This window comes from Citrobacter sp. Cpo045, assembly GCF_030332875.1.
Lineage (GTDB): Bacteria > Pseudomonadota > Gammaproteobacteria > Enterobacterales > Enterobacteriaceae > Citrobacter > Citrobacter portucalensis.
Window position 1 is genome coordinate 671,823 of record NZ_JAOWGZ010000107.1, and the last position, 22,540, is coordinate 694,362.

General features: G+C 51.0%; 23 protein-coding genes and 1 other annotated feature. Of the genes, 11 read left to right on the forward strand and 12 right to left on the reverse strand.

Annotation, left to right across the window (positions count from 1 at the left end; genetic code table 11):
• Positions 1 to 48: 48 nt before the first annotated feature.
• Positions 49 to 1,710 (reverse strand): DNA repair protein RecN, encoded by a 1,662-nt coding sequence (gene recN / locus OGY13_RS24905; protein WP_213752929.1) that lies wholly within the window; start codon positions 1,708 to 1,710, stop codon positions 49 to 51.
• Positions 1,711 to 1,795: 85 nt separating this feature from the next.
• Positions 1,796 to 2,674 carry an NAD(+) kinase gene (gene nadK, locus OGY13_RS24910; protein ID WP_032944608.1) on the reverse strand — a complete coding sequence of 293 codons (879 nt, stop codon included), beginning with the start codon at positions 2,672 to 2,674 and terminating at the stop codon, positions 1,796 to 1,798.
• Between the two features lie 122 nt (positions 2,675 to 2,796).
• Here nadK and grpE point away from each other — a divergent pair, with 122 nt between their 5' ends.
• Positions 2,797 to 3,390 (forward strand): nucleotide exchange factor GrpE, encoded by a 594-nt coding sequence (gene grpE, locus OGY13_RS24915; protein ID WP_003826408.1) that lies wholly within the window; start codon positions 2,797 to 2,799, stop codon positions 3,388 to 3,390.
• 49 nt (positions 3,391 to 3,439) lie between these two features.
• Here grpE and OGY13_RS24920 read toward each other — a convergent pair whose 3' ends face one another.
• Both OGY13_RS24920 and OGY13_RS24925 read right to left on the reverse strand, forming a co-directional pair.
• Positions 3,440 to 4,729: an HlyC/CorC family transporter gene (locus OGY13_RS24920; protein WP_008785520.1), complete on the reverse strand. Its 1,290-nt coding sequence runs from the start codon at positions 4,727 to 4,729 to the stop codon at positions 3,440 to 3,442.
• 18 nt (positions 4,730 to 4,747) lie between these two features.
• Complete coding sequence (locus OGY13_RS24925; RefSeq protein WP_003031224.1) at positions 4,748 to 5,539, reverse strand: cytochrome C assembly family protein; 792 nt, start codon at positions 5,537 to 5,539, stop codon at positions 4,748 to 4,750.
• 165 nt (positions 5,540 to 5,704) lie between these two features.
• Between OGY13_RS24925 and ffh the strand changes: the two genes are divergently transcribed.
• The 5 genes from ffh to rplS all read left to right on the forward strand — a co-directional run bounded on the left by ffh (position 5,705) and on the right by rplS (position 9,330).
• Entirely contained in the window at positions 5,705 to 7,066 is a 1,362-nt protein-coding gene (ffh, locus tag OGY13_RS24930; protein WP_003031226.1) for a signal recognition particle protein, read from the forward strand.
• A gap of 249 nt (positions 7,067 to 7,315) precedes the next feature.
• Complete coding sequence (rpsP, locus tag OGY13_RS24935; protein ID WP_003031228.1) at positions 7,316 to 7,564, forward strand: 30S ribosomal protein S16; 249 nt, start codon at positions 7,316 to 7,318, stop codon at positions 7,562 to 7,564.
• An 18-nt stretch (positions 7,565 to 7,582) separates the two neighbouring features.
• A complete protein-coding gene (rimM, locus tag OGY13_RS24940) occupies positions 7,583 to 8,131 on the forward strand; it encodes a ribosome maturation factor RimM (RefSeq protein WP_003031230.1) in 549 nt (182 codons plus the stop codon).
• A gap of 44 nt (positions 8,132 to 8,175) precedes the next feature.
• Positions 8,176 to 8,943, forward strand: coding sequence for a tRNA (guanosine(37)-N1)-methyltransferase TrmD (trmD, locus tag OGY13_RS24945; protein ID WP_003031232.1), 768 nt, complete (start codon positions 8,176 to 8,178; stop codon positions 8,941 to 8,943).
• A gap of 39 nt (positions 8,944 to 8,982) precedes the next feature.
• Positions 8,983 to 9,330, forward strand: coding sequence for a 50S ribosomal protein L19 (gene rplS / locus OGY13_RS24950; RefSeq protein ID WP_002914145.1), 348 nt, complete (start codon positions 8,983 to 8,985; stop codon positions 9,328 to 9,330).
• Between the two features lie 131 nt (positions 9,331 to 9,461).
• Here the strand turns inward: rplS and OGY13_RS24955 are convergent, their stop codons facing one another.
• The 4 genes from OGY13_RS24955 to OGY13_RS24970 all read right to left on the reverse strand — a co-directional run bounded on the left by OGY13_RS24955 (position 9,462) and on the right by OGY13_RS24970 (position 12,227).
• Positions 9,462 to 9,944: an OmpA family protein gene (locus tag OGY13_RS24955; RefSeq protein ID WP_003826447.1), complete on the reverse strand. Its 483-nt coding sequence runs from the start codon at positions 9,942 to 9,944 to the stop codon at positions 9,462 to 9,464.
• Positions 9,945 to 9,956: 12 nt separating this feature from the next.
• Entirely contained in the window at positions 9,957 to 11,183 is a 1,227-nt protein-coding gene (gene dgcN, locus OGY13_RS24960) for a diguanylate cyclase DgcN/YfiN (RefSeq protein WP_213752928.1), read from the reverse strand.
• A complete protein-coding gene (yfiR, locus tag OGY13_RS24965) occupies positions 11,176 to 11,694 on the reverse strand; it encodes a regulatory sequestration protein YfiR (protein WP_003826451.1) in 519 nt (172 codons plus the stop codon). Before yfiR ends, dgcN begins: the two co-directional genes overlap by 8 nt.
• Positions 11,695 to 11,852: 158 nt before the next feature.
• Positions 11,853 to 12,227: a DUF2799 domain-containing protein gene (locus OGY13_RS24970; protein WP_008785516.1), complete on the reverse strand. Its 375-nt coding sequence runs from the start codon at positions 12,225 to 12,227 to the stop codon at positions 11,853 to 11,855.
• A gap of 215 nt (positions 12,228 to 12,442) precedes the next feature.
• Here OGY13_RS24970 and aroF point away from each other — a divergent pair, with 215 nt between their 5' ends.
• Entirely contained in the window at positions 12,443 to 13,513 is a 1,071-nt protein-coding gene (aroF, locus tag OGY13_RS24975; RefSeq protein ID WP_032944601.1) for a 3-deoxy-7-phosphoheptulonate synthase AroF, read from the forward strand.
• A gap of 10 nt (positions 13,514 to 13,523) precedes the next feature.
• Entirely contained in the window at positions 13,524 to 14,645 is a 1,122-nt protein-coding gene (gene tyrA / locus OGY13_RS24980) for a bifunctional chorismate mutase/prephenate dehydrogenase (protein ID WP_003826456.1), read from the forward strand.
• A gap of 96 nt (positions 14,646 to 14,741) precedes the next feature.
• Here the strand turns inward: tyrA and pheA are convergent, their stop codons facing one another.
• From pheA to bamD, 4 genes are all read right to left on the reverse strand, one after another.
• The gene (gene pheA / locus OGY13_RS24985; RefSeq protein ID WP_213752927.1) at positions 14,742 to 15,902 is read right to left on the reverse strand and encodes a bifunctional chorismate mutase/prephenate dehydratase; all 1,161 of its coding nucleotides are present in this window, start codon (positions 15,900 to 15,902) and stop codon (positions 14,742 to 14,744) included.
• A 22-nt stretch (positions 15,903 to 15,924) separates the two neighbouring features.
• Positions 15,925 to 16,050, reverse strand: a sequence feature (Phe leader region).
• Positions 16,002 to 16,049: a pheA operon leader peptide PheL gene (gene pheL / locus OGY13_RS24990; RefSeq protein WP_100250063.1), complete on the reverse strand. Its 48-nt coding sequence runs from the start codon at positions 16,047 to 16,049 to the stop codon at positions 16,002 to 16,004. It overlaps the preceding feature by 48 nt.
• A gap of 102 nt (positions 16,051 to 16,152) precedes the next feature.
• The gene (gene raiA / locus OGY13_RS24995) at positions 16,153 to 16,491 is read right to left on the reverse strand and encodes a ribosome-associated translation inhibitor RaiA (RefSeq protein WP_003031244.1); all 339 of its coding nucleotides are present in this window, start codon (positions 16,489 to 16,491) and stop codon (positions 16,153 to 16,155) included.
• A 269-nt stretch (positions 16,492 to 16,760) separates the two neighbouring features.
• Positions 16,761 to 17,498 (reverse strand): outer membrane protein assembly factor BamD, encoded by a 738-nt coding sequence (gene bamD, locus OGY13_RS25000; protein ID WP_003826460.1) that lies wholly within the window; start codon positions 17,496 to 17,498, stop codon positions 16,761 to 16,763.
• A 131-nt stretch (positions 17,499 to 17,629) separates the two neighbouring features.
• On the opposite strand from bamD, the gene rluD reads away from it, so the two are divergent.
• The 3 genes from rluD to clpB all read left to right on the forward strand — a co-directional run bounded on the left by rluD (position 17,630) and on the right by clpB (position 22,041).
• Positions 17,630 to 18,610 carry a 23S rRNA pseudouridine(1911/1915/1917) synthase RluD gene (rluD, locus tag OGY13_RS25005; protein WP_003826464.1) on the forward strand — a complete coding sequence of 327 codons (981 nt, stop codon included), beginning with the start codon at positions 17,630 to 17,632 and terminating at the stop codon, positions 18,608 to 18,610.
• Entirely contained in the window at positions 18,607 to 19,338 is a 732-nt protein-coding gene (yfiH, locus tag OGY13_RS25010) for a purine nucleoside phosphorylase YfiH (protein WP_153686726.1), read from the forward strand. Before rluD ends, yfiH begins: the two co-directional genes overlap by 4 nt.
• 129 nt (positions 19,339 to 19,467) lie before the next feature.
• Positions 19,468 to 22,041, forward strand: coding sequence for an ATP-dependent chaperone ClpB (gene clpB / locus OGY13_RS25015; protein WP_003826468.1), 2,574 nt, complete (start codon positions 19,468 to 19,470; stop codon positions 22,039 to 22,041).
• The last annotated feature ends 499 nt before the right edge of the window (positions 22,042 to 22,540 follow it).

Consider the following 22,540-nt stretch of genomic DNA (forward strand, 5'->3'; position numbering starts at 1 on the left):
CGGTCGGCGATTTTATGTTGAACTCAGACCTTAACAAGGTAAAAAAGTTTATGCCGCCAGCAGTTCTTTTGCATTTGCGAGGGTATTGCGCGTCACTTCGCTACCGCCAAGCAGGCGGGCTAATTCCTGCAGGCGAGCGCGTTTATCAAGCGGCTGCATGTGTGTTTCGGTCATCGCGCCATCCGTTTCTTTGCAGACGTAGAAGTGTTGATGACCACAGCCAGCAACCTGCGGCAAGTGAGTAACGCACATTACCTGAGTTGACTCGCCCAACTGACGCAGCATTTTTCCCACTACCGCAGCAGTCGGGCCGCTGATACCGACATCCACTTCATCGAAAATCAGCGCCGGTGTTTCCATTTTGCGTGCGGTAATAACCTGAATAGCCAGCGCAATGCGCGACAGTTCCCCACCTGAAGCCACTTTCGCAATCGGCTGCAACGGCTGGCCTGGGTTAGTGGTCACTTTAAACTCTACGCGATCGGCACCGTCTGCGCTCAAATGATGTTCCTCAAATTTCACATCAATGCAAAAGACACCGTGCGGCATTGAGAGAGTATGCATGCTCTCTGTAATCAGTTGTCCCAGCTCCTGAGCATAATGCTGGCGCTGTTGGTGCAGCATTTTTGCCGTTTCCAGAGCCTGCTGGTGGTGATTGTTCACCGCCAGGGTTAAGGTTTCGAGCGAGTCGGCCTGATCGTCTAACTGCTGTTGTTCATCCAGCAATGACTGATAGAACTGTGGCAGCGCTTCAGGGGCAACATGATGCTTGCGGGCCAATGAGATTTGTTTGGAAATACGCTGTTCAAGTTCAAACAAACGGTTAGGGTCCAAATCCAGACGATCGCAATAGTGGCGCAGCTCGTCGCTGGCTTCGCTGAGTTGGATCGTGGCCTCTTCCAGCATATCCAGGATACCGGAAAGTCTGCCGTCCATGCCTGCCAGTTCAGTGACCAGCTGCTTTGCAGTGTACAGCTGGCTTTGCAGGTTGATGTCTTCGCCATCCGCCAGGATAGCCAGCGCCTGTTGGCTGGTGGTGAGCAATTGCCCGCTGTTAGCCAGACGCTTGTACTCTTCATCAATTTGCTCAAATTCACCCGGCTGCGGGTTGAATTCGTTCAGTTCTTTTAACTGGTATTGCAACAGTTCCGCCCGGGCTGCACGCTCCTGACTCTGTTGTTGATGATGCGCCAGGTCACGGCAGCTTTGGTGCCACAGCTGGTAGCGCGCAGCCATTTCTTGAGTCAGGGACGCTTCATTGGCGTAACCATCCAGCAGAGACTTTTGGTGTTCTGATTTTGTCAGGAGCTGATGCGCATGCTGACCGTGGATTTGAATAAGCAACTGGCCCAGCTCGCGCAGCTGTGACAACGGTACGGCAGTGCCGTTAATGAAGCCGCGTGAACGTCCATCGCTGCTGATAACACGACGCAGCAAACATTCACGGCCTTCCTCAAGCTGGTTTTCTTCCAGCCAGCGCAGAGCCGCGGGGGTGTCTTTTAAGGCGAATCGCGCGCAGAGGTCGGCTCGCGTGGCGCCTGCACGTACCATGTCGGCGTCTGCGCGTCCGCCCAGGCACAAACCGAGAGCATCAATGGCAATGGACTTACCCGCACCAGTTTCACCGGTAATAACGGTCATTCCGTTCTGGAAATCGATCTCAAGTTCACGAACGATAGCAAAATTGCTGATGGTCAGTTGTGCCAACATAGCTGTTTTCCTGTATGAAAAACCATAACTGTAATTACATACAGTATAAACTGGTTTTTTATACAGTAAAGAGGTTGGCGTTAAATTAGAATAATTTTTTTGACCAGCCTAGTTTAGTGCTTAATGTGTTGAAATAGCTGTAATCTTTTGGGTGTATCAGGTTCAGATGATAATCACAGCGGCGAATTAATACGTCTTCACCTTCCTGTATAGGCAGGGCGATCTGGCTGTCACAGCTGATCTCGAGATCGTTCCGGCGATGAGAAAAACGCAGGCGTATAGTGCTGCTACTGTTGATCACCAGCGGTCGCGCGGAAAGCGTATGCGGAAACATCGGAACCAGCGTAATGGCATCCAGAGAAGGTGTCAGAATTGGGCCTCCGGCAGAGAGCGAGTAGGCGGTAGAGCCAGTTGGTGTGGAGATAATTAACCCATCTGAACGTTGAGAGAAGGCAAAGATTTCATCGATATAGACTTCGAATTCAATCATGTGCGCCACTTTCCCGGGGTGCAGCACAACTTCATTGATCGCAGTGCTAATGCGCTTCTGGCAATCCTGTTGGCATACCTGGGCTTCGAGTAAAAAGCGCTTTTCGCTGATGTAGTGGCCTTCCAGCACGTCAGCTAACTGTTGTTGAGCATTGTCTGGGTCAAGGTCGGTCAGAAAACCGAGATTACCGCGGTTAATGCCAATAACCTTGATGTCATAACGTGCCAGGGTGCGTGCGGCGCCCAGCATATTGCCGTCGCCGCCGACTACCACGGCGAGGTCTGCCTGCTGGCCAATCTCTGCGAGCGTACCGGTTTTCACATTTTTCAGCTGCAGCTCGTGGGCGATTTGTTGCTCAACGATAACCTCATAACCTTTGGCGCACAGCCAACGGTAGAGCATTTCATGTGTGGTCAGTGCAGTGGGGTGACGTGGATGCCCCACAATGCCAATACACTTGAAATGTTTGTTCATTTTCTCGAGGTCCTTGTAACGAAGATTAGTGACAATGTGAGTACTTCCCTTGAATCCCTGAATCTGATCCCCATAATAAGCCAAGTTAGCAAGATGAATGCGAAAAAAACGCGGAGAAATTCATGAGTAGTAAAGAACAGAAAACGCCTGAGGGGCAAGCCCCGGAAGAAATTATCATGGATCAGCACGAAGAAGTTGAGGCGGTTGAACCAGACGCTTCTGCTGAGCAGGTGGATCCGCGCGATGAAAAAATTGCGAATCTGGAAGCTCAGCTTGCTGAAGCCGAAACGCGCGAGCGCGACAGCGTGTTGCGTATCAAAGCGGAAATGGAAAACCTGCGTCGTCGTACCGAACTGGACGTAGAAAAAGCGCATAAGTTTGCACTGGAAAAATTCGTCAACGAACTGCTGCCGGTGCTGGATAGCCTGGACCGTGCGCTGGAAGTTGCGGACAAAGACAATGACGCTATGGCGGCTATGGTCGAAGGTATTGAGCTGACTCGTAAGTCAATGCTGGATGTTGTGGCGAAGTTCGGCGTACAGGTAGTTGCGGATATCGACGTGCCGATGGACCCGAACGTGCACCAGGCGATTGCAATGGTAGAGTCTGACGACGTTGCTGCCGGTAATGTGCTGATGGTTATGCAGAAAGGCTATACCCTGAACGGACGTACCATCCGTGCGGCGATGGTCTCTGTGGCGAAAGCCAAAGGCTAATCAGCCTCAGACCGGGTAATGCTGATGCGCTACCCGGTCTGGATTACTCTCACTGGTCCGATACGCTTTCCCGCAGCGGTTTGACGGGCAACACCTGCACCTGTTTAATCATATTATCCTGCACGTCGAGAATATCGATATCGTACTGCCCAATACGCACACGTGTGCCAGCAACCGGGATCTCTTCCAGCGCTTCAAGAATAATACCGTTCACGGTACGAGCGTCATCTTCCGGCAGGTGCCAGTTAAACGCCTTATTGATTTCACGAACGTTGGCGCTACCGTCAATGATCACCGAACCGTCATTCTGCGGCGTGACTTCTTCGGCAAGCGTCGGTGACATTGAGGTCGTGAAGTCACCAACAATCTCTTCCAGAATATCCTCGACCGTAACCAGTCCTTGAATATCGCCATATTCATTAACGACCAGGCCCACTTTCTTCTTATTGCGCTGAAACTTAATGAGCTGGGTGCTGAGTGGTGTGCCTTCCGGAACGTAATAAATTTCGTCGGCGGCGCGTAACATGGTCTCTTTGGTGAACTCTTTTTTCTCGGCCATCAATCGCCAGGCTTCACGTACGCGCAGCATACTGATGGCATCGTCGAGCGAGTCGCGATACAGCACAATACGACCGTGCGGGGAGTGCGAAAGCTGACGCACGATTGATTTCCAGTCATCGTTAATATCAATGCCGATGATTTCATTACGCGGGATCATGATGTCATCGACGCTGACTTTTTCCAGATCCAGCACTGACAGCAGCATATCCTGGTTACGGCGTGAGATTTGCGAGCGCGATTCATTCACCAGCGTTCGCAGTTCATCTTTACTCAGCGAACCGCTCACTACGATATCCGTTTTGATGCCCATCATGCGCATCAGAAGCCGCGTAATGGTGTTGAGTAGCCATACTAACGGCATCATCAGAATCTGCAGCGGAGCCAGCAGGACGCTGCTCGGATAGGCAACTTTTTCCGGATATAGCGCGGCAATCGTCTTTGGCAGCACTTCGGCAAAAACCAGCACCACAAACGTCAGTACCCCGGTGGCAATGGCGACGCCAGCATCGCCATACAGGCGCATACCGACAATGGTGCCGAGTGCGGAGGCCAGAATATTCACCAGATTATTACCGATGAGCACCAGGCTTATCAGGCGATCCGGCTTGCGAAGTAACTTTTCAACGCGTTTTGCCTGGCGATTTCCCTGTTTGGCCCGATGGCGTAGGCGGTAGCGATTCAGGGTCATCATTCCGGTTTCAGAACCGGAAAAATAGGCGGAAATGACCACCATGATGAGGAGCGTGATAATGAGCGTGGTGGTGGAGATGTGTTCCACGTAGGGTTCCTTAAAGATTTAACTCACGAACTGCTGCAGGATACGGCTGCCGAAATAGGCCAGCGTCAGAATGCCAGCGCCTGCGACGTTAAACCATACGACGCGACGTCCGCGCCAACCTTCATGGTAATGTCCCCACAACAGAACGATATAGACAAACCATGCCACGATAGAGAGAACGGCTTTATCAATGTTCTCGGTACTGAACAGGTTATGCATGTAAAACAGGCCAGTGCACAGGGTGAGCGTCAGCAGAACCACGCCAATTTGGGTGATATGAAACATCTTCCGCTCAATACTCATCAGTGGCGGCATCTCATTGCTGAAGGCCAGTTTCTTGTTTTTCAGTTGGTAATCGATCCATGCCAACTGTAGCGCGTAGAGCGCGGCGATAATCAGCGTGGCGTAAGCGAACAGTGATAGCCCGATGTGAATCATCATGCCTGGCGTAGCTTCGAGATGGGTGATGAACTCGTTAGGCATAAATGTGGCGAAGGCCAGGTTTATCAGCGCAAAGGCGTAGACAATGGGCAGCAATAGCCAGCCACGATTGCGGGACGCGACGATGGTCATTACCGTACAGATCATCAGGCTTACCAGCGAGCCGACGTTCAACAGACTCAGGTTTTGTCCGCTTTCACCGCCGGGTAGGATACGCGCTTCCAGGGCGATAGCATGGCTTACCAGCGCAACGACCGCAGAGAGAATAGCCATACGCCGCCAGCCGCTGTTTTTTTGCAGCAGAGCGGGAATAATCAGCGCGAGGCTGACTGAGTAGGCGACAAGGGCGAGCAGAGCAAAAACGGGCATATAGGTGTCGACAGTTGGCCAGTGATAAAGAAAAGCAGTATAGCGTTACGTGACCGCTGCTCCAACCGTTGCATAACAACAAAGGCGGCTTCATGTTATACTGCGACAAATTTCTGTTGATGTGTCGCTGTCGCGACCGACCGTTTCCACCCCAGGCGAGAGACAATGTTTGATAATTTAACCGATCGTTTGTCGCGCACGCTGCGCAATATCAGTGGCCGTGGACGCCTTACTGAAGACAACGTTAAAGAGACGCTGCGCGAAGTGCGCATGGCGCTGCTGGAGGCTGACGTAGCGCTGCCGGTAGTGCGTGAGTTTATCAATCGCGTAAAAGAGAAAGCGGTTGGTCATGAAGTTAACAAAAGCCTGACGCCGGGTCAGGAGTTCGTCAAGATTGTCCGTAACGAACTGGTTGCGGCAATGGGCGAAGAAAACCAGACCCTGAATCTGGCTGCACAGCCGCCAGCCGTGGTGCTGATGGCGGGCCTGCAGGGTGCGGGTAAAACGACCAGCGTCGGTAAGCTGGGTAAATTCCTGCGCGAGAAGCACAAGAAGAAAGTGCTGGTGGTCTCTGCGGACGTTTATCGCCCGGCGGCGATCAAACAGCTGGAAACGCTGGCCGAGCAGGTCGGTGTTGACTTCTTCCCGTCGGATGTCGGCCAGAAGCCGGTCGATATCGTTAACGCCGCGCTGAAAGAAGCCAAACTCAAATTCTACGACGTGCTGCTGGTGGATACCGCCGGTCGTCTGCACGTTGACGAAGCCATGATGGACGAAATCAAACAGGTCCACGCTTCTATCAAGCCGGTAGAAACGCTGTTTGTGGTCGACGCCATGACCGGTCAGGATGCCGCAAATACCGCAAAAGCCTTTAACGAAGCGCTGCCGTTAACCGGCGTAGTGCTGACAAAAGTTGATGGTGATGCCCGTGGCGGTGCGGCGCTCTCTATTCGTCATATTACCGGTAAGCCGATTAAATTCCTCGGCGTCGGCGAGAAAACCGAAGCACTGGAGCCGTTCCATCCGGACAGGATTGCTTCGCGCATTCTCGGCATGGGTGACGTGCTGTCACTGATCGAAGATATCGAAAGCAAGGTTGACCGTGCGCAGGCAGAAAAATTAGCCAGCAAGCTGAAAAAAGGCGATGGCTTCGATCTCAACGATTTCCTTGAACAGCTCAACCAGATGAAAAACATGGGCGGTATGGCAAGCCTGATGGGCAAGCTGCCGGGCATGGGTCAGATCCCTGACAATGTGAAATCGCAGATGGACGATAAAGTGCTGGTGCGTATGGAAGCCATCATCAACTCGATGACGATGAAAGAACGCGCTAAGCCGGAAATTATCAAAGGTTCCCGCAAACGCCGTATCGCTGCCGGTTGCGGTATGCAGGTACAGGACGTAAACCGCCTTCTGAAACAGTTCGACGACATGCAGCGCATGATGAAGAAAATGAAGAAGGGCGGAATGGCGAAGATGATGCGTGGTATGAAGGGGATGATGCCCCCAGGATTCCCAGGCCGCTAATCGGCTTGGCTTGTTTGCCATTTCGGCACCGGGGTGTGCTCGCCATCCTCACGTACTGCGTGTACGCTCCGGTGGCTGCGCGCACGCCGGCACCGAACTGACGGCACCGCCAACGGCCTTTTATAGCAGAGTTATCAACTGCTGATTGCATTTTCCCCAGAAATCAGTAAAATTTTCGGGCTTTTAATATGACACCCGGGCTCCGTTCCTCGATGGGGCCTGGGTGTTTTATTCACACAAGAGGATGTTATGGTTACTATTCGTTTAGCTCGTCACGGCGCTAAAAAGCGTCCGTTCTACCAGGTTGTTGTTACCGACAGCCGTAATGCACGCAACGGTCGCTTCATCGAGCGCGTTGGCTTCTTTAACCCAATCGCTAGCGAAAAAGAAGAAGGCACTCGCCTGGATCTGGATCGCATCGCTCACTGGGTTGGCCAGGGCGCGACTATTTCTGATCGCGTAGCTACGCTGATCAAAGCAGCAAACAAAGCAGCTTAATCTGTCACGGTGGTCATGATGAGCAAGCAACTCGCCGCACAGGCTCCTGTGGAACCCATCGTTTTGGGGAAAATGGGGTCTTCTTACGGTATCCGTGGTTGGCTCAGAGTGTTTTCTTCCACTGAAGACGCCGAAAGCATTTTTGACTATCAGCCCTGGTTTATCCAGAAGGCGGGTCAGTGGCAGCAAGTACAGCTGGAAAGCTGGAAGCACCACAATCAGGATCTGATCATCAAGCTGAAAGGCGTTGACGATCGTGATTCGGCGAATCTACTGACTAATTGCGAAATTGTCGTGGATTCCTCGCAGTTGCCAGCGCTGGAAGATGGTTCCTACTACTGGAAAGACCTTATGGGCTGCCAGGTAGTGACTACTGAAGGCTACGATCTCGGTAAAGTCGTCGATATGATGGAAACCGGTTCGAATGACGTCATCGTCATCAAGGCAAACCTGAAAGATGCGTTTGGTATCAAGGAACGTCTTGTGCCGTTCCTCGATGGGCAGGTTATCAAGAAAGTCGATCTCGCTACTCGTACTATCGAAGTAGATTGGGATCCTGGTTTTTAAACCACCGGATAAACGGTAAAAGTCGGCGTTATGGGGATTGGCTTGTGTTTATAGGTATCGTTAGCCTGTTTCCAGAAATGTTCCGCGCAATTACCGATTACGGGGTAACTGGCCGGGCAGTAAAAAATGGCCTGCTGAACATCCAGAGTTGGAGTCCTCGTGACTTTACTCATGACCGGCACCGTACCGTGGACGATCGTCCTTACGGCGGCGGACCGGGGATGTTAATGATGGTGCAACCTTTACGGGACGCCATTCATGCAGCAAAAGCTGCGGCTGGTGAAGGCGCAAAGGTGATTTATCTGTCACCTCAGGGACGCAAGCTTGATCAAGCGGGCGTTAGCGAACTGGCCACGAATCAAAAGCTGATTCTGGTATGTGGTCGCTATGAAGGAATAGATGAGCGCGTGATTCAAACCGAAATTGACGAAGAATGGTCAATCGGCGATTACGTACTCAGCGGTGGTGAGTTACCAGCAATGACGCTGATCGACTCCGTGTCCCGGTTTATTCCGGGGGTACTGGGTCATGAAGCTTCGGCAATCGAAGATTCGTTTGCTGATGGGTTGCTGGATTGCCCGCACTATACCCGACCTGAAGTGTTAGAGCAGATGGAAGTACCGGCGGTGTTACTGTCGGGGAACCACGCTGAGATACGTCGCTGGCGTTTGAAGCAGTCGCTGGGCCGGACCTGGCTTAGAAGACCTGAACTTCTGGAAAACCTGGCTCTGACTGAAGAGCAAGCAAGGTTGCTGGCGGAGTTCAAAAAGGAACACGCACAACAGCAACATAAACATGATGGGCAGGCGTAAGCCCCCAATATCAGTTTACCCAGGATAAGAGATTAAATTATGAGCAACATTATTAAGCAACTTGAACAAGAACAGATGAAGCAGGACGTACCTTCCTTCCGTCCGGGTGATACCGTGGAAGTGAAAGTATGGGTTGTTGAAGGTTCCAAAAAACGTCTGCAGGCATTCGAGGGCGTGGTTATCGCTATTCGTAACCGCGGTCTGCACTCTGCATTCACTGTTCGTAAAATTTCCAACGGCGAAGGCGTTGAGCGTGTCTTCCAGACTCACTCTCCGGTAGTTGACAGCATTGCTGTTAAACGTCGTGGTGCTGTTCGTAAAGCTAAACTGTACTACCTGCGTGAGCGCACTGGTAAGTCTGCTCGTATCAAAGAGCGTCTTAACTAAGATTCGCGCAAGCGACATCCTGTTAGAAAAGGGCTGGCCGAAAGGCTGGCCCTTTTTTTATCCCGACGTTTACTCTTTTGTTCTTTATGGCAATGGAAGGACTGCGCGGTGCGCAGCCAGTTGGGGGACGATTATGGTGTCGTGATCACGACCGCCACGCGGCGGTTTTCAGCGCGACCTTTTGATGTCTGGTTGCTGGCAATGGGATATTTCTTCCCGAGTCCCTGAGTAGTCAGGTTGGTGCGGGGAATATTAGCGCCCTGCGCCCAGGCATCGGCAACGACATTAGCGCGTTTGAGTGACAGAGCTTCGTTATAGCTGTCTTCACCGTAGTTATCAGTATGACCATCCAGGCGAGCATGATTTAGCCCGGTAGCTGCCAGTTTGGATGCCATTTCCTTGATCTGTTTTTCACTTTCAGGACGGAGTTTATAGTCATTTTTGTCAAACAGGATGGTGTCAGACAGGCCGAGAGACCAGTCTCCTGATGCTTCAGTAAATCCGTATGATTTCATGGCTGCAATTTGCTCTGGGGTAAATTTTCCCTGAGGTGCCTGACAGCCAGCCAGAATCAGTAAAAGCAGAAGAAACGGGGATAATAAACGTTTTAGCATGTGTGTAATTCCTTATTTTTTAATAATGCGTTCAGAACGCAAATGTTTAGCCTGATACATATTTTGATCGGCAAGTTCTTGTAATTTTTCGGCAGAGGCATGTTCCCACGTCAGCGCAAACCCAATGCTGAGCGTCATGCTTGCCAGATGACCATTATGCAGGTCAAAAGGTCGGTTAAACTCTTGTGACAGTGCCGCGCAGATCCGCTGAACTTCATATTCAGAATGAACGCTGTACAGCACCATGGCGAACTCATCGCCGCCAAGTCTGTATGGGTAATGGCGACTCCCCCCAAACTCGGATAACCTTTTTGCGACTTCAATCAGGACCCGATCCCCCGCTGCGTGGCCCCAGGTATCATTAATAAATTTAAAATTGTCGCCATCAAGGAATAACAATGCCGAGCTGCTGTGGGCGGCATCATCATTCATTAGGGCATTTATGCTGCTGCGAAATGCGGCGCGATTTGCCAGACCCGTCAGAGGATCATGTAGTGCAGTACGCAACAGCTGAGCGTTTTTTGCCTGCAGTTTAAGTTGCCACTCCTCCATCTCGTCCAGCAGACTATTAAAGTCTAGGGCAAAGAGATGAAACTCTTCAATGCGTTCTTCTGATACCCGCCGTGAAAAGTTACGGTTGGTACGAACATCATGTACCACCTCGGTAATGTTTTGCAGTGCATCCACAACACCATTGTGTAAATAGCGAGTGAGCATTAATGCAATTCCGGATGCCAACAGAATGCACCCGGTAAGAACGGCCAGCGACAAATAGATGAAATGACTGATAACGCTATCGCGCGCAGTCAATCGTACTTCACCGATGACGTTGCCATTGTGCAAAATCGGCTGAGTGACCGATTGTGGGAACAGCCAGTGGCTGATCATCCCGCTAATCTTTTCAGTGGTATCCTGCGCGTTATAGCGCCAGGTGGCGATCACCTTCTGGTTTTTATTACGAACTTCTGCAACGGAAAATTGCCCCTGCTGACCCAGTGCCGCCAGCGTTTCAGTTGCTGCAACACTATCAGAAAAGACTAATGCAGCTTCGAGCGTACGGGTCATGGTAGCGGCAGTCAGATCCAGATTCTTTTGCGCATACTGTCTTAATGCCAGCACGGAAGAAATGCTGAGCAGCAGCCAGATCAGCATCATGGTTACCAGAACGCTGATTATGCTGATACGCCGTAATGTTCGCTTAAACGTCGGGCGTGCTATGGGAGAATGGCCCTTATCCATGCTTATTATTCCGTGCAAGCATCAATACGTCTGGACTGACCCTTACGCCGCTGCGTGAAAGGGAATCCATATTTACGGAAAATCTCACATCTTCGTCTTTAATTATGAGGCAAAAGGCGCTGCCAATAACGCATTCGGGGTTCTGTTCAGCAATTAATAACAATGCCTTAGTCGGATATTTATTCTTTAATTCCACCTGATAAGTAGGGGATTCTTTTCCAAAATAAAAACCGTCACACTGCGAAACTAATATTTCTTGTTCCGTACGGATGATGACGGGAAGATAGGGTAATGCGCCTGCACTGGTATCTTTCAGGACACTGGAAAAACGCGATGAAGAGAAAATACACAGTTTTGGGGGCCCGGAAAGTGCAGGCCAGCGTGTATAACTGACGATGCCGGAAACCATAGCGCGTACCGATTTTGCTTCTTCCGTAACGCTTTGGGCATACAGCGGTAATCCGGTCAGGAGCAGTGCCAGTAGAAGTATGAGTCGGTAAGAATAGCTCATGAATAGTTACCTACCAGCGTTTGCTGTAAAACGTCGAAATACATTCAAGATTGTTTGCAACAAAATAACATTATTTTCCTAAGCCGTCATTATTCCTGGAATAATGCTATTGGTGATTTAAGTTAAATCTTAATGGTTTATAAAATATAAACCATTGTTTAATTTAACCTTATCGAGGCAGCACCCTCGTTTGCCCCTTGCTGCCAGGCGCTGTGTAACTGGTCAACATTTTCGACAGTATCGCAACTGGGCGGAAAAGTTTTCCCGGTCAGGCCTCTGGCATAAACAAAATCCTGCTGGCAGGTTTTACGTTGTCCCTCGGCGTAACCCTTAAGGTATTCCGTACGATCGACGTCAGGGTCATTGTAGTTGTCGGCAAGCGTTTCATTATCTTTAACGGCATAACCCGAAATGGCATCTTGTATCCCGGCGTCGTACCAGTCGGTACCAGTCCAGGTAGGGGCATGGGTGTAGGGGTCTATCTGACATCCGCTAAGAAGTAATAGAAACAAGATGCTGATGAGTTGCTTCATTGCCTGTGCTCCTTCGTTTTTTTAAGCATAGTGGATCTGAAAATTCGGTGATGTAAATTTAAGTGTACATTTATAAGGGCTGTTTTTGCCTTAAAACAACTCCATGTAAATTAAAATTTACGGATTGTGGATTGAAATCTTTACCTGTTGTGATATCGTTATTTCCTCCTCGCTGAGGATCAACTATCGCAAACGAGCTAAACAGGATCACCATCATGCAAAAAGACGCGCTGAACAACGTACATATTACCGACGAACAGGTTCTGATGACTCCGGAGCAGCTGAAAGCTGAATTTCCGCTGAGCCAGGAGCAAGAGGCGCAAATCGCCCAGTCGCGTAAAACCATCTCAGATATTATCTCCGGTCGCGATCCGCGCCTGCTGGTCGTATGTGGCCCATGCTCCATTCACGATCCTGAAATGGCGATTGAGTATGCTCGTCGATTTAAAGCCCTTGCCGCAGAGGTCAGCGATAGCCTCTACCTGGTAATGCGCGTCTATTTTGAAAAACCCCGTACCACTGTCGGCTGGAAAGGGTTAATTAACGATCCTCATATGGATGGCTCTTTTGATGTTGAAGCAGGTCTGAAAATTGCGCGTCAGCTGCTGCTTGAACTGGTAAATATGGGACTGCCACTGGCAACTGAAGCGCTGGATCCAAATAGCCCGCAATACCTGGGCGATCTGTTTAGCTGGTCCGCAATCGGTGCCCGTACTACGGAATCGCAGACTCACCGTGAAATGGCTTCCGGTCTTTCGATGCCGGTTGGCTTTAAGAATGGTACCGACGGTAGCCTGGCGACTGCCATTAACGCCATGCGTGCGGCTGCGCAGTCGCACCGCTTTGTCGGTATTAACCAGGCCGGGCAGGTTGCACTGCTGCAAACACAGGGGAATCCGGATGGTCACGTGATCTTGCGCGGAGGTAAAGCGCCGAACTACAGCCCGGCAGATGTCGCTCAGTGCGAAAAAGAGATGGAGCAGGCGGGACTACGACCTTCTCTGATGGTAGATTGCAGTCATGGTAATTCCAATAAAGATTACCGCCGTCAGCCTGCCGTGGCTGAATCCGTGATTGCACAAATCAAAGATGGCAATCGCTCAATCATTGGCTTGATGATTGAAAGTAATATTCACGAAGGCAACCAGTCTTCCGAACAGCCGCGCAGCGAAATGAAATACGGCGTATCCGTAACTGACGCCTGCATTAGCTGGGAAATGACGGATGCGCTGCTGCGTGAAATTAGCCAGGATTTAAGCGGCCAGCTGTCGGCGCGTGTAGCATAAGAGGTTGGTTATGGTTGCTGAATTGACCGCATTACGCGATCAAATTGATGAAGTCGACAAGGCGCTGCTGGATTTACTGGCACGCCGCCTGGAGCTGGTTGCCGAAGTAGGTGAAGTAAAAAGCCGCTTTGGGCTGCCGATCTACGTGCCGGAACGGGAAGCCTCTATGCTGGCCTCTCGCCGGGCGGAAGCGGAAGCCCTGGGTGTGCCGCCGGACCTGATTGAAGATGTGCTACGCCGCGTTATGCGTGAGTCCTACTCCAGTGAGAACGACAAAGGGTTTAAAACGCTTTGTCCTTCTCTGCGGCCGGTGGTGATTGTCGGCGGCGGCGGTCAGATGGGGCGTCTGTTTGAAAAAATGCTCACCCTGTCAGGTTACCAGGTGCGGATCCTGGAACAGCAGGACTGGGATCGCGCGCCGGAGATCGTCTCTGATGCCGGCATGGTGATCGTCAGCGTGCCGATCCACGTCACCGAGCAGGTGATCGCCAAACTACCGCGTCTGCCGTCTGACTGCATCCTGGTGGATCTGGCTTCGGTGAAAAATGGTCCTTTACAGGCGATGCTGGCTGCACATGATGGCCCGGTGGTGGGGTTACACCCAATGTTTGGTCCGGACAGCGGCAGTCTGGCCAAGCAGGTCGTCGTTTGGTGTGACGGACGTCAGCCGGAAGCTTATCAGTGGTTTCTGGAACAGATTCAGGTATGGGGTGCGCGACTGCATCGGATCAGCGCCGTTGAACATGACCAGAACATGGCGTTTATTCAGGCACTGCGTCACTTTGCGACCTTTGCTTACGGTCTGCATTTAGCGGAAGAGAACGTTCAACTGGAGCAGCTGCTGGCACTCTCTTCGCCGATTTACCGCCTTGAACTGGCGATGGTTGGCCGTCTGTTTGCCCAGGATCCGCAGCTCTATGCTGATATTATTATGTCGTCTGAGAGCAACCTTGCGCTGATTAAACGCTACTACCAACGTTTTGGCGAGGCAATAGGTTTGCTGGAGCAGGGCGATAAGCAAGCGTTTATCGACAGCTTCCGTAAGGTGGAGCACTGGTTTGGCGATTATGCGAAACGCTTCCAGAGTGAAAGCCGTACTTTGTTACGCCAGGCGAATGACAGCCGTCCTTAATTAAGATGCCGGATGGCGGGTTCGCCTTATCCGGCCTTCAAAAATCGTATGAACCGTAGGCCGGATAAGCGTAGCGCCATCCGGCATTGTCAAATGTTAGCTCGGATCGACTGGCACCACGTTCTCACTTGGATAGCATCCCAGTACTTTCATCGAACGCGTAATCTCACCCAGCTCTTTCAATGCTTTTTGCATCTGGGGCGATTCCAGGTTGGCCTGGATATCAAGATAAAACATCTCTTCCCACGGATTGCCGTGAATCGGGCGTGACTCCAGTTTAGTCATAATCAGATTATGGTTACGCAGTACCAGCAGCGCCTCAACCAGCGCACCGGCTTGTTGCCCCGTCGCCATCAACAGGGTTGTTTTTGCCGGAACCTGATCGGAAACATTGATTGCTTTGCGTGCCAGCACCACGAAGCGGGTGATGTTTTGCGACTGGTTAGCCTCAATATGCTCGAGAACCTGTAATCCATACAGTACGCCTCCGGCTTCGCTCCCCAGGGCCGCCACGCGCGGTGAGTTAGCCTGCGCAACTTTTTCCATCGCCGCAGAGGTGCTTTCAGTGTACTCAATCTTCCAGTGCGGGTAGCGATTCAGGAACTTGCTGCACTGCTGGAACGGCTGCGGATGGCTATATACCGTTTCAATGGTCTCAAGATCCGTCGTGCCAGACACCAGTACACAGTGGTCTATCGTAATGGTCATCTCGCCAACGATAGACAGGCTGGTGTGCTGCAGCAGGTCGTAAACGTCGTTAATCCCACCGGAGCTGGTGTTTTCAATCGGAACCACAGCATAGTCAGCCTGTCCGGTTTTGACCTGATTAAAGATATCGGCAAATTTTGCGCAGCCGCTTTCAATAAATTGTTCAAAATGGCGGGCAGCGTATTGACGTGCTGCGAGGTGAGAATATGACCCTTTTGGCCCAAGGAAGGCCACGCGCGCGGAGTGTGGGTTAATTTTGTTCAGGTGCTGCTGGAGCAGAGCCTGTTGAGTCAGGACGGAATCTTCGATTATGAGCTGGAACAGGCGAGTAATGTAGTGAGCATCAAGATGATGTGTTTTGCCAAGCTGAATGAGTCGGTCCAAAAGGTCACGTTCACGGTCGATATCACGAACCGGACGATGCGAAAGCAGTTTGGCTTTACCAACTTCTACGGCCAGTCCACGTCGCTCAGCCAGCAGGGCCAGTAATTTTTCATCCAGCGTGCTGATCTTATCGCGCAGCGCCAGCAATGGGTTTTCCGATGTCATAGTGTTGCCTTTCTTGTTATCAATAAAAAAGGCCTCCCGTTGTGGGAGGCCTTATTGTTCGTCTTCGCATTCTTTATCACACGACGAAACGCCTCCCATTCAGGGGAAGGTAAAAAAGAATGCGAAGAAGAACGGGACAAGTTTCATGTAATTTTCCTTTGGCTACGTCAGTAAAGTACCCGTACTGTTTTCACTCTGTCAACAAAAAACGCGCCCGAAGGCGCGTTGGCGATACACTCAATGTAAGGGACTACTCTTCTTCTGCTTCGACGAAGTTGGCGTCTTTGACTGAAGTTGTTGCACGACGGGCTTCGCCTTTGTGCTGCACTTTATTGAGCTGCCGTTCCAGCTTGTTGATCAAATCGTTAATTGCTGTGTACATATCCTCGTGTTTTGCGCTGGCGACCAGATGTCCGTTCGGTGTATTGATGGTGGCATCAGCAATGAAACCCTGTGGCTCCTTAGACAGAATGATATGTGGATTAATCAGATGAGTTTGCCATTTTTCAAGTTTGGCGAGACGGTCTGCGACATGCTGGCGAATTGCCGGAGTAATTTCCATTTGTTTACTGGTAATGTTCATTGTCATAAATTTTACCTCTTGTCTTTCCCGTCTTGGTGATTCCAGCATACCGTTCCTAATGTCAAAATGTGTGATCTAAATCACATTGTTTTGTCGCTTTTTGTCAAGAAAACCTTTTTGTGAGGCACCGCAGGAACAGGCGATTTTTTACTTGAGGAATACCTGAAAGCAGGCCATATTTGATGGAATGCGTTGGAGCTAAACCGCTTCAGTTGTGGCGTTAACGGATAAAAAAACGGCAGCCCTTGGGCTGCCGTTTTGCATTATGAGGCAAATCAGGTATTGCTGCTGTTGGCGGCAATGATTTTCGCGACTTTTTCTGCCTGCGCATTCATCTGCATCTGGCGATAAGCGTTTTCCATCAACGGCAGGGCATTACGTGTTGCCTGGGTATCCGGGTAGTCGCGCAGCATGCCTTCCACACGGTTTACCACGGCAACCCATGCGCCGCGGGCAGTGTAGTATTCTGCAACGGAGTATTCATACTTCGCCAGGCGGTCTTTCAGGAACACCAGACGTTTGGTGGCGTCAGTGGTGTACTGGCTATTCGGATACCCACGCACCAGTTTGGAAAAGTCATTAAACGCAGCTCGGGCATGTTGCGGATCGCGATCGCTACGATCAACACCAAAGAATCCTTGCAGTGCGCTATCATCCAACGCCATATTGGTCAGGCCACGCATATACATGACATAATCAATGTTAGGGTGTGTCGGGTTAAGACGGATAAAACGATCGATGGCAGCCTGAGCAAGTGGCAGATCGGCGTTTTTGTAGTAGGCGTAGATGAGATCTAATTGCACCTGCTGAGAATACGGTCCAAATGGATAACGGTTATCCAACGCTTCCAATTGCGTTATTGCCTGTTTCCAGTTACCGTCCTGCAGCTTTTGCTGAGCAGTCGCGTAGATTTCATTTGGCGGATTATCGGGCACCTCTTCCTTTGAACCAGAGCAACCCGCCAAAAACAGGCTCAACGTGGCTGCTGCCACCAGATATTTCATGCGCGTCATGACGTTTTGACTTTCCTCAAAATGTAATACGGGAGATTCTCTGTTCCTGCTCCCGGTTAAGACCAGCTACAATAGCACACTATATTAAACGGCAAAGCCGTAAAACCCAACGTTAAACGAAGAAGCAGTTTATGGCACAACGAGTAGAACTCACCGCAACAGTCTCCGAAAATCAGCTCGGTCAACGCTTAGATCAGGCTTTGGCCGAATTGTTCCCTGATTATTCGCGATCGCGCATAAAAGAATGGATCCTCGACCAGCGCGTACTGGTAAATGACCAACTTTGCGATAAACCGAAAGAAAAAGTGTTGGGTGGAGAGCGTGTCTCCATCAATGCAGAAATTGATGAAGAGGTTCGTTTTGAACCTCAGGATATCCCACTGGATATCGTTTATGAAGATGACGACATTCTTGTCATCAACAAACCCCGTGACCTTGTAGTGCATCCGGGCGCCGGGAATCCTGATGGTACGGTATTGAATGCGTTACTGCATTACTACCCGCCAATCGCGGATGTTCCTCGTGCAGGTATCGTGCACCGTCTGGATAAAGACACGACCGGATTAATGGTGGTGGCAAAAACGGTTCCAGCGCAAACACGTTTGGTGGAGTCGTTGCAGCTGCGCGAAATTACCCGTGAGTACGAAGCCGTGGCAATTGGTCACATGACTGCTGGCGGAACCGTTGAGGAACCGATTAGCCGTCACCCGACCAAGCGTACGCACATGGCGGTACACCCAATGGGGAAACCGGCGGTAACGCACTATCGCATTATGGAACACTTCCGTGTGCACACGCGTCTGCGGTTGCGTCTGGAAACCGGACGTACGCACCAGATCCGCGTGCACATGGCACATATCACTCATCCGCTGGTGGGCGATCAGGTTTACGGCGGTCGTCCACGTCCACCGAAAGGCGCTTCTGACGAATTTATCTCCGTACTGCGTAAGTTCGACCGTCAAGCGCTGCACGCGACCATGCTGCGTTTGTATCACCCGATTTCCGGTATCGAAATGGAATGGCATGCGCCGATCCCACAAGATATGGTGCAGTTGATTGAAGTGATGCGCGCTGATTTCGAAGAACATAAGGATGATATTGCCTGGCTATGAGTAAGCTAATTGTCCCGCAGTGGCCGATACCGCAAGGTGTCGCGGCGTGTAGTTCTACCCGTATTGGCGGAGTTAGTATGCCGCCTTACGATTCGCTGAATCTGGGCGCCCATTGCGGCGATAACCCGGAACATGTTGAAGAGAACCGCAAACGACTGTTTGCTGCGGGCAATCTGCCGTCAAAGCCAGTCTGGTTAGAGCAGGTCCACGGTAAGGATGTCCTGAAACTGACCGGCGAGCCTTACGCCTGCAAACGCGCAGATGCGTCGTACAGCAACACGCCGGGCACCGTGTGTGCGGTGATGACTGCTGATTGTTTGCCGGTGTTGTTTTGCAATCGTGCCGGAACGGAAGTTGCTGCGGCCCATGCGGGTTGGCGCGGATTATGCGCCGGCGTGCTGGAAGAGACGGTGGCGTGTTTTGCCGACAAACCTGAAAACATTATTGCCTGGCTAGGCCCGGCGATAGGTCCAAACGCGTTTGAAGTTGGACCAGAAGTCCGCGAGGCGTTCATGACGAAAGATCCGCAAGCGGACCTTGCATTTGTACCGCGCGGCGATAAGTATCTGGCGGATATCTACCAGCTTGCGCGCCAGCGTCTGTCCAGTGTCGGGGTAGAGAACATCTATGGCGGCGACCGCTGCACCTTCAGCGAAAGTGAGACGTTCTTCTCTTATCGTCGCGACAATACCACGGGTCGTATGGCAAGTTTTATTTGGCTGATATAACCTAAAGAATCAAGACGATCCGGTACGTGTAATTTTCTTTTCACATAATTCAGGTCATTCACCTTGAATAATTGAGGGATGACCTCATTTAATCTCCAGTAGCAATTTTGACCTGTTATGGGAGGAGTTATGCGTCTGGATCGTCTTACTAATAAATTCCAGCTTGCTCTTGCCGATGCCCAGTCACTCGCATTGGGGCACGACAATCAATTCATCGAACCACTTCATCTAATGAGCGCCTTGCTGAATCAGGAAGGGGGATCGGTACGTCCTTTATTAACGTCTGCTGGCATTAATGCTGGCCAGTTACGTACAGCCATTGACCAGGCGTTGAGCCGTTTGCCACAGGTAGAAGGTACCGGTGGCGATGTGCAGCCTTCTCAGGAACTGGTGCGTGTACTGAATCTTTGCGACAAGCTGGCGCAAAAACGTGGGGACAACTTTATTTCGTCAGAACTGTTCGTTCTGGCGGCGCTTGAGTCACGCGGTACGCTGACCGACTTATTAAAATCAGCAGGCGCGACGACCGCCAATATCACTCAGGCAATTGAACAAATGCGTGGAGGTGAAAGCGTGAATGACCAGGGGGCTGAAGACCAACGTCAGGCCTTGAAAAAATATACCGTCGATCTGACCGAACGTGCCGAACAGGGCAAACTCGATCCGGTCATCGGCCGTGATGAAGAAATTCGCCGTACCATTCAGGTGCTGCAACGTCGTACTAAAAATAACCCGGTGTTAATCGGTGAACCCGGCGTCGGTAAAACCGCCATCGTTGAAGGGCTGGCCCAACGCATCATCAATGGTGAAGTGCCGGAAGGCTTAAAAGGCCGTCGTGTACTGGCGCTGGATATGGGCGCGCTGGTTGCTGGGGCCAAATATCGTGGTGAGTTCGAAGAACGTTTAAAAGGTGTGCTGAACGATCTCTCGAAACAGGAAGGCAACGTCATTCTGTTTATCGACGAATTGCATACCATGGTTGGGGCGGGTAAAGCCGATGGCGCAATGGACGCCGGGAACATGCTGAAACCAGCACTGGCTCGCGGGGAACTGCACTGCGTAGGCGCCACAACGCTTGATGAATATCGCCAGTACATCGAAAAAGATGCGGCGCTGGAACGTCGTTTCCAGAAAGTGTTTGTGGCTGAACCTTCAGTGGAAGACACCATCGCAATCTTGCGTGGCCTGAAAGAACGTTATGAACTGCACCATCATGTGCAGATTACTGACCCGGCGATTGTTGCGGCAGCTACGCTGTCTCACCGCTATATTGCCGATCGTCAGTTGCCGGATAAAGCTATCGACCTTATTGACGAAGCGGCATCCAGCATTCGTATGCAGATTGACTCCAAGCCGGAGGAACTCGACAGACTCGACCGCCGTATTATCCAGCTCAAACTGGAACAGCAGGCATTAATGAAAGAGTCTGATGAGGCAAGTAAAAAACGTCTCGATATGCTCAACGAAGAGCTGGACGACAAAGAACGCCAGTATTCTGAGTTAGAGGAAGAGTGGAAAGCTGAAAAAGCTTCCCTCTCGGGAACGCAAACTATCAAGGCTGAGCTGGAGCAGGCAAAAATCGCCATCGAACAGGCGCGCCGCGTTGGCGACCTGGCGCGGATGTCTGAACTGCAGTACGGCAAAATTCCTGAACTGGAAAAACAACTGGAAGCAGCCACCCAGTCTGAAGGCAAAACCATGCGTCTGCTGCGTAATAAAGTTACGGATGCAGAAATTGCTGAGGTGCTGGCGCGCTGGACCGGGATCCCAGTTGCTCGCATGCTGGAAGGCGAACGAGAAAAACTGTTGCGTATGGAGCAGGAGCTGCACAGCCGCGTGATTGGTCAGAACGAAGCGGTGGAAGCCGTTTCTAACGCCATCCGTCGTAGCCGTGCGGGCTTGTCCGATCCGAATCGTCCGATTGGTTCATTCCTGTTCCTTGGTCCAACCGGTGTCGGTAAAACCGAACTGTGCAAAGCGCTGGCAAACTTTATGTTCGACAGTGACGATGCAATGGTGCGTATCGATATGTCCGAGTTTATGGAGAAACACTCGGTGTCTCGTCTGGTTGGGGCACCTCCGGGATATGTCGGTTATGAAGAGGGGGGTTACCTGACGGAAGCAGTACGTCGTCGTCCTTACTCTGTCATCTTGTTGGATGAAGTGGAGAAAGCACACCCGGATGTGTTCAACATTCTGCTGCAGGTGCTTGACGATGGTCGTTTGACTGACGGACAGGGGAGAACGGTCGACTTCCGTAATACGGTTGTCATTATGACCTCAAACCTGGGTTCCGATCTGATCCAGGAACGCTTCGGCGAGTTGGATTACGGCCATATGAAAGATATGGTGCTGGGCGTTGTGAGCAATAACTTCCGCCCGGAATTCATCAACCGTATAGATGAGGTTGTTGTGTTCCATCCGCTGGGTGAGCAGCATATTGCTTCTATTGCTCAGATCCAGTTGCAGCGTCTGTACAAACGTCTGGAAGAGCGTGGCTATGAAATCCATATTTCTGACGAGGCGCTTAAACTGCTGAGTGCGAATGGTTACGATCCGGTGTATGGCGCGCGTCCATTGAAACGTGCTATCCAGCAGCAGATCGAAAACCCGCTGGCGCAGCAAATTCTGTCTGGTGAACTGATTCCGGGCAAAACGATTCGTCTGGAAGTGAATGACGATCGCATAGTGGCAGTGCAGTAAGTCACAAAACAACAATAAACGGGCCCTGCGGGGCTCGTTTTTGTTTAAAATCCAGGCAAAAATGGACGTATTGATTGAAAAGTGATCGCTTGATAAGTTTTTTATATTTTTAACTTGTCAGCCTGAAATAACTCCCTATAATGCGCCTCCACTGACACGGAACAACGGATTACAAGCCGCCGGGTCAGCGGAGTTCCACTGAGAACTCCGGCGAAGAAAGCGAAATTAAATGCTTGACTTCGTAGCGGGGTAGCGTAATATGCACACCCCGCGCCGCTGAGAAAAGCGAAGCGGCACTGCTCTTTAACAATTTATCAGACAATCTGTGTGGGCACTCGAAGATACGGATTCTTAACGTCGCAAGACGAAAAATGAATACCAAGTCTCAACGAGTGAACACGTAATTCATTACGAAGTTTAATTCATTGAGCATCAAACTTTTAAATTGAAGAGTTTGATCATGGCTCAGATTGAACGCTGGCGGCAGGCCTAACACATG